Raw genomic sequence first — 4,532 nt, forward strand, 5'->3', positions numbered from 1 at the left:
GAGCCGCACTGGCCCGAGGGGCTCGAGCGGTTCGGCGAGAAGAAGTACGGCGAGACGCGGCTGTGGTTCGCGGAGCCCTCGGCCGGTTGAATGCCCTACGCCGGCCTCCGACGGACCCGTGGCAACCGCTGGAAGGCATAGTTCACGAGAACGCCGGTAAGAAGCCCGCCGACCACACCCTCGCTGGGCACCGGCGGGAAAAATCCGTCGATCGTCGCGAGGGCGTAGAGGATGAGGAGCAGCCACGGCGACCCTGCAAGGGTGAGCGCCCACTCGCCCGGCTCAGGCATTGGTCATCAGCTCCTCGCGTCGTGCCCGAGAGCCCGGCCGCCGCCGTCGCCGGGAGACGCCTCGTCCGCCGGATCCTCGGATTCCCAGCGCAGCAGCTCCCCTGGCTGGCAGTCGAGCACTTCGCACAGTGCGGCAAGGGTGGTGAAGCGCACCGCCTTGGCCCGGCCGTTCTTCAGCACGGCCAGGTTGGCCGGCGTGATGCCGATGCGTTCTGCGAGCGCGCCCACCGGCATTTTCCGTTTGGCCAGCATCACATCGATGTCCACGATGATCGGCATCAGATCACCTCGTTCAGTTCGGTCTGCAGGTGATGCGCTTCGGCGTCGCGGGCGACCGCCTGGGCCAGCAGTGTTCGCAGCACGAGGACGATCAGGGCCATTCCGGCGATGATCAGGGCCACCCCGCCGATCAACAGGACGATGCCGGGGGCCACGGCCTCACCCGGTGCCAGGGTGACGCCGAGGCCGATCGTGAGCAGGGAAGCGGTGGCGACGGCACCGATCACCACGTCCACGTACCGGAAGGCGGAGTCGGAGAACACCGTTCCCCGACGCGCCATCGTCAGCAGCCGCCACACGCAGACCAGGGTGATCTGGATGGTCAGGATGCCCAGGACCGCAAGGACGAGGAGCGCAATGCGAACCTCGGGGGACTCCGGGCCGAACTCCTCCAGATCGATGGCCAACAGCGGCACCATCACCACCTGCACGAACAGCGCACCGGCGAACACCATTGCGAGCACGATTCGCAGCGCGAGGACGGTCAGCTTACCCATTCCAACTCCTTCGATTGATTATCAGTGTAAACCTATCGATAAACAATGCTTTAAGCAAGGAGTGGAGGGGAGGGGAGGGCCAGCCAGTCCGCCGCCTGCGCGGAAAGGGAGGGGCTAGGCCCGACGGGTCCGAACCAGTGCAGTGACGCCCGCAGCGAGGCCGAGGAGACCGGCGACCAGACCGGCCCAGCCTGCCGCGTTCGACCCGTCCGAAGCGGTGGACGCTGCCGGTTCCGAATCGACGGTCCCGGTGCTGCTTGCGGCGGCTTCCTCCTCTTCGGTGCCGGCCGTGTCCGCCGGCGCCGCTCCGTGGGCTCCCTCTCCCTCTGCCGCCGTGGTGGTGAACGCCGGCGCGGGGCTCTCGGGTTCCTCCCCGCCCTCCACCGCCGGCTCATCCCACGCGCGGACGGAGCCGTCGGTGTAGGACTGCACGGCGGGAAGGGTGACGACGGTCCCGGACTCGGGCAGGCGTCCCACGGAGATGGCGAACGTCTGGTACTCCTGCTGCGAGATCTCATTTCCCGCTTCGGCGGTCCACACCACAGACAACGGCGCTACGGTGACCGTGGCGCCGTCGGGCGTGGTGACAGGCTCGGGCAGCTCACCCGACACCACCTCGGCGGTCCATCCCTCGATCGGCTTGACGCGCACCGACGTGAACGGTGTGTCGGCGGGGAGTTGTACCTCGAGCTTGTTCGTGCCTGCCGTCTCCGACTCGTTGGGGACGCTGAAGGTGAGCTGCGAGTAGCCGTTCTCGGTGGTGGAGGCCGGTGCCACCGAGACGTGGGCCGAAGCCGTGCCGACTCCGAGGGCGAGCAGACCGACGGTGGTGAAGCCGACGGCGCAGGTCGAAAGGGCGCGGCGGGCTGGGGTTTTCGAATTCATGGAACTGCCTTTCTGGGTGCGGCTGCACGCAAGGATGCGGAGCGCGCGGATGAGGGGTGGGTGCAGGTCACGCCCGCAGCACCCCCATCCTCAGACCGGTGTCCTCGGATCGGAAGTGTGCGGGAAGGAGCGCTGCGGGGGTCCGCGGAGAGCGGGTACTGCCGCGTAATGTCTGGGTAGGGGAGTGAACACGGAGCGGGACACCGTGCTGATGGGCGGAACGGGAACGACGACGGCGGGGGCAGGCTGCTGCGACAGCGGACGAAGCCAGGCGCGCAGTAGCTCCAGTGCCGCTTCGCCGTGGCCGAGCATCAGGACCAGCACTCCGGTGGCCAGAAGATGGGCGAGCAGCATCAGCAGAACGGTGGTGGGCTCGTCGACGGCTAGTGGAGCGGTCGAGGTCTGGCAGCTGATCGGTGCTGCACCATAGTGGCCGGCGTGGACGGTTCCGCTGGAGCAGATAGCGGCGGAGGAGAAAGCGCTCAGCCCTTCGTGAAGGGCGAGCTGCCCTCCACCCATCAGGGCGGCGAGGGAAACCCTGGACCGGCGCTGCCTGCTGAGTGCGGCAACCGGGAGAAGGAGCAGAGCTCCCATCAGCACCAGGATGGGCAGTGCGGGGAGGGTGCCTCCGGCAAGGACGTGGGACCCGATGCCCAGGCACAGGATGGTCGATGACACAGCTGCGCTGCGGAGGAAATGGGGGAGGCCCGGAGTGGACACGGAACCTCCTGATGCGCTTTTGACGGTGGATGCCGGACCCGTGGATGGGTCCCTATCAGGTTACTGCCAGGAGATGATCCTGCGGGAGTGGCCGCTGGTTATTCGCGGTGTGCCGCTGATCGGATTGCCCGATGGGCTGATGGGTCTTGCCTGCGTGTTTCGTTGATTTTGCGGGGTTGACATCGGAGCCGCTCCTTGACCCTGATGTCCTGCCCGTCCCCGCGGAGGGCTTGTTCCCGATTAGAGGCTTGCTGCCCGGTTTTCAGCTACCAGTACCGGAGCCTGCGTTCCGATTGTCTCGTCATCCCTGCGGTCGAGCTCTTCGGTCAGTTCGGCCAGACGAGCCTGTGTTTCCGGATCAGGGAGTCCGTACTCGACGTATTCGACGTCGAGTTCGCGGTGGACCTTGCTGTTGAGGACTTCCACTTCAGTGCTTTCAAGGATGGTGAGGTCTTCCGGAAACTCTTCATCCGGCGTCAAACAACTCGATCTATTCATCGGGTAACCCCTCTACTTCGACCCGTCACCGGGACCACTTCACCCGCTGGTGCAGGCGCCAGGATCCCGATGGCAGCGGCGATGGCCGCTTCTCCAATCAAACCATCAAGAACTGTTTTCTGCCACCATTCCGGCCCCACCCCTCAGGCTCCCGATCGGAAAGCCGCCAGGTCCGCACCGGTCAGCACGGCCGCTGGATGCGGACCTGCCGCGACGAGCTGATCCGTCCAGATCCGAGGCCATGCCCTGTTCGTCGCAGCCAGGATGATGTTCCCGGGATACTTCCCAGTGAACATCCCGTGATCCGCAAGCGCGGCGCCGTCGGACGCGATGCTTGAGAGCTCCGCGCTCTGTCGCCGGGCGAAAGCCAGGGGAGGGTCGTCGCCCACATTGACCAGCACCACGCCGTCGGGCCCCACCGTCCGCAGCAGCTCGCCGTAGAACTCAGCATTCGCCAGGTGGGCCGGAGCATCGGCGCCGGCGAAGATGTCGAGCACGACGGCGTCGAAGCTACCCGGTGCCATCCCGCCGGTTGCCGCACGGGCGTCGTCGAGAATGAGCTCGCACTTCGTTCCGGGGGCCAGCGGCATGTGCTGCAGGACGAAGTCCAGCAGCTCGCGTTCGGATTCCACGGCGACCTGCTCCGACCCGGGTCGGGTTGCCTCGAGGTAGCGGACCAGCGTCAGGGCGCCGGCGCCCAAATGGAGCACCTTTACAGGTTCGCCCGGCGGCCGCAGCAGGTCCAGCACGTTGGCGATCCGGCGAAGGTATTCGTAGAACACCTGGTCCGGAGCGCGCAGGTTCACGTGGGACTGCTGGGCTCCTCCGATACTGAGGATCAGCGCGCCCTCGATGAAGGCGTCCTCGTCGATCTCGGCGACGGTTCCCGCAGCGGCGAGCCACCGGGTGGGCACGGCGGCAGGGCTCACAGCTTCCCTCGGAGGGCGGAAAGGCGGGAGGCCGCCTCCTCCAGGACGTCGAACTTCTTGCAGAAGGCGAACCGCAGCAGGGAGCGCGTCCGCACAGCGCCGTCCGGGTGGCAGAACACCGGTACCGGGATGGCCGCGACGCCCGCGAGCTCCGGGAGCCGCCGGGCGAAAGCGATGGCGTCGGTGATGCCGATGGCCGAAGTGTCAGCCGTGACGAAGTAGCCGCCCTGCGGCTGGTTGACGGTGAGGCCGGCGCTTCGCAGGCCCTCCGACAGCAGGTCCCGTTTGCGGCGGAGCGTATCGGCGATGGAGGTGAAGAACTCGTCGGGAAGACCGAGACCCAGCGCCACGGCTCCCTGGAACGGTGAGCCCGAGCTGTAGGTGAGGAAAGATTTCACCGTGCGCACCCGGGCCACGAGGTCGGCGGGGCCGCT

At 67.0% G+C, this 4,532-nt stretch carries 8 protein-coding genes and 1 pseudogene; 1 reads left to right on the forward strand and 8 read right to left on the reverse strand.

From position 1 onward, the window contains the following. Positions 1 to 90, forward strand: a pseudogene (locus Y705_RS23215) (16S rRNA (guanine(966)-N(2))-methyltransferase RsmD); the annotation flags it as partial. A 5-nt stretch (positions 91 to 95) separates the two neighbouring features. Here Y705_RS23215 and Y705_RS0111620 read toward each other — a convergent pair. The 8 genes from Y705_RS0111620 to Y705_RS19435 all read right to left on the reverse strand — a co-directional run. Next, complete coding sequence (locus tag Y705_RS0111620; RefSeq protein ID WP_026532979.1) at positions 96 to 290, reverse strand: hypothetical protein; 195 nt, start codon at positions 288 to 290, stop codon at positions 96 to 98. 6 nt (positions 291 to 296) lie between these two features. Continuing rightward, positions 297 to 569: a helix-turn-helix domain-containing protein gene (locus Y705_RS19420; RefSeq protein ID WP_049822657.1), complete on the reverse strand. Its 273-nt coding sequence runs from the start codon at positions 567 to 569 to the stop codon at positions 297 to 299. After that, positions 569 to 1,066, reverse strand: a complete 498-nt coding sequence (locus Y705_RS0111630) for a DUF2975 domain-containing protein (RefSeq protein ID WP_026532980.1) — start codon at positions 1,064 to 1,066, stop codon at positions 569 to 571. The genes Y705_RS19420 and Y705_RS0111630 overlap by 1 nt, the downstream gene beginning before the upstream one ends. Before the next feature lie 114 nt (positions 1,067 to 1,180). Then, positions 1,181 to 1,951 (reverse strand): YcnI family copper-binding membrane protein, encoded by a 771-nt coding sequence (locus tag Y705_RS0111635; RefSeq protein WP_026532981.1) that lies wholly within the window; start codon positions 1,949 to 1,951, stop codon positions 1,181 to 1,183. Between the two features lie 90 nt (positions 1,952 to 2,041). Then, positions 2,042 to 2,671 carry a hypothetical protein gene (locus Y705_RS19425; protein ID WP_049822658.1) on the reverse strand — a complete coding sequence of 210 codons (630 nt, stop codon included), beginning with the start codon at positions 2,669 to 2,671 and terminating at the stop codon, positions 2,042 to 2,044. A 240-nt stretch (positions 2,672 to 2,911) separates the two neighbouring features. Next, positions 2,912 to 3,151 carry a hypothetical protein gene (locus Y705_RS19430; protein ID WP_049822659.1) on the reverse strand — a complete coding sequence of 80 codons (240 nt, stop codon included), beginning with the start codon at positions 3,149 to 3,151 and terminating at the stop codon, positions 2,912 to 2,914. Positions 3,152 to 3,312: 161 nt separating this feature from the next. Beyond that, positions 3,313 to 4,098 (reverse strand): spermidine synthase, encoded by a 786-nt coding sequence (locus tag Y705_RS0111650; protein WP_026532982.1) that lies wholly within the window; start codon positions 4,096 to 4,098, stop codon positions 3,313 to 3,315. Beyond that, positions 4,095 to 4,532, reverse strand: a 438-nt coding sequence (locus Y705_RS19435; RefSeq protein WP_155850048.1) for an aminotransferase class I/II-fold pyridoxal phosphate-dependent enzyme, incomplete at its 5' end; no start/stop codon positions are given. The genes Y705_RS0111650 and Y705_RS19435, both read right to left, overlap by 4 nt.

The sequence above is a fragment of the Arthrobacter sp. H41 genome (assembly GCF_000520535.1).
Taxonomy (GTDB): domain Bacteria; phylum Actinomycetota; class Actinomycetes; order Actinomycetales; family Micrococcaceae; genus Arthrobacter_D.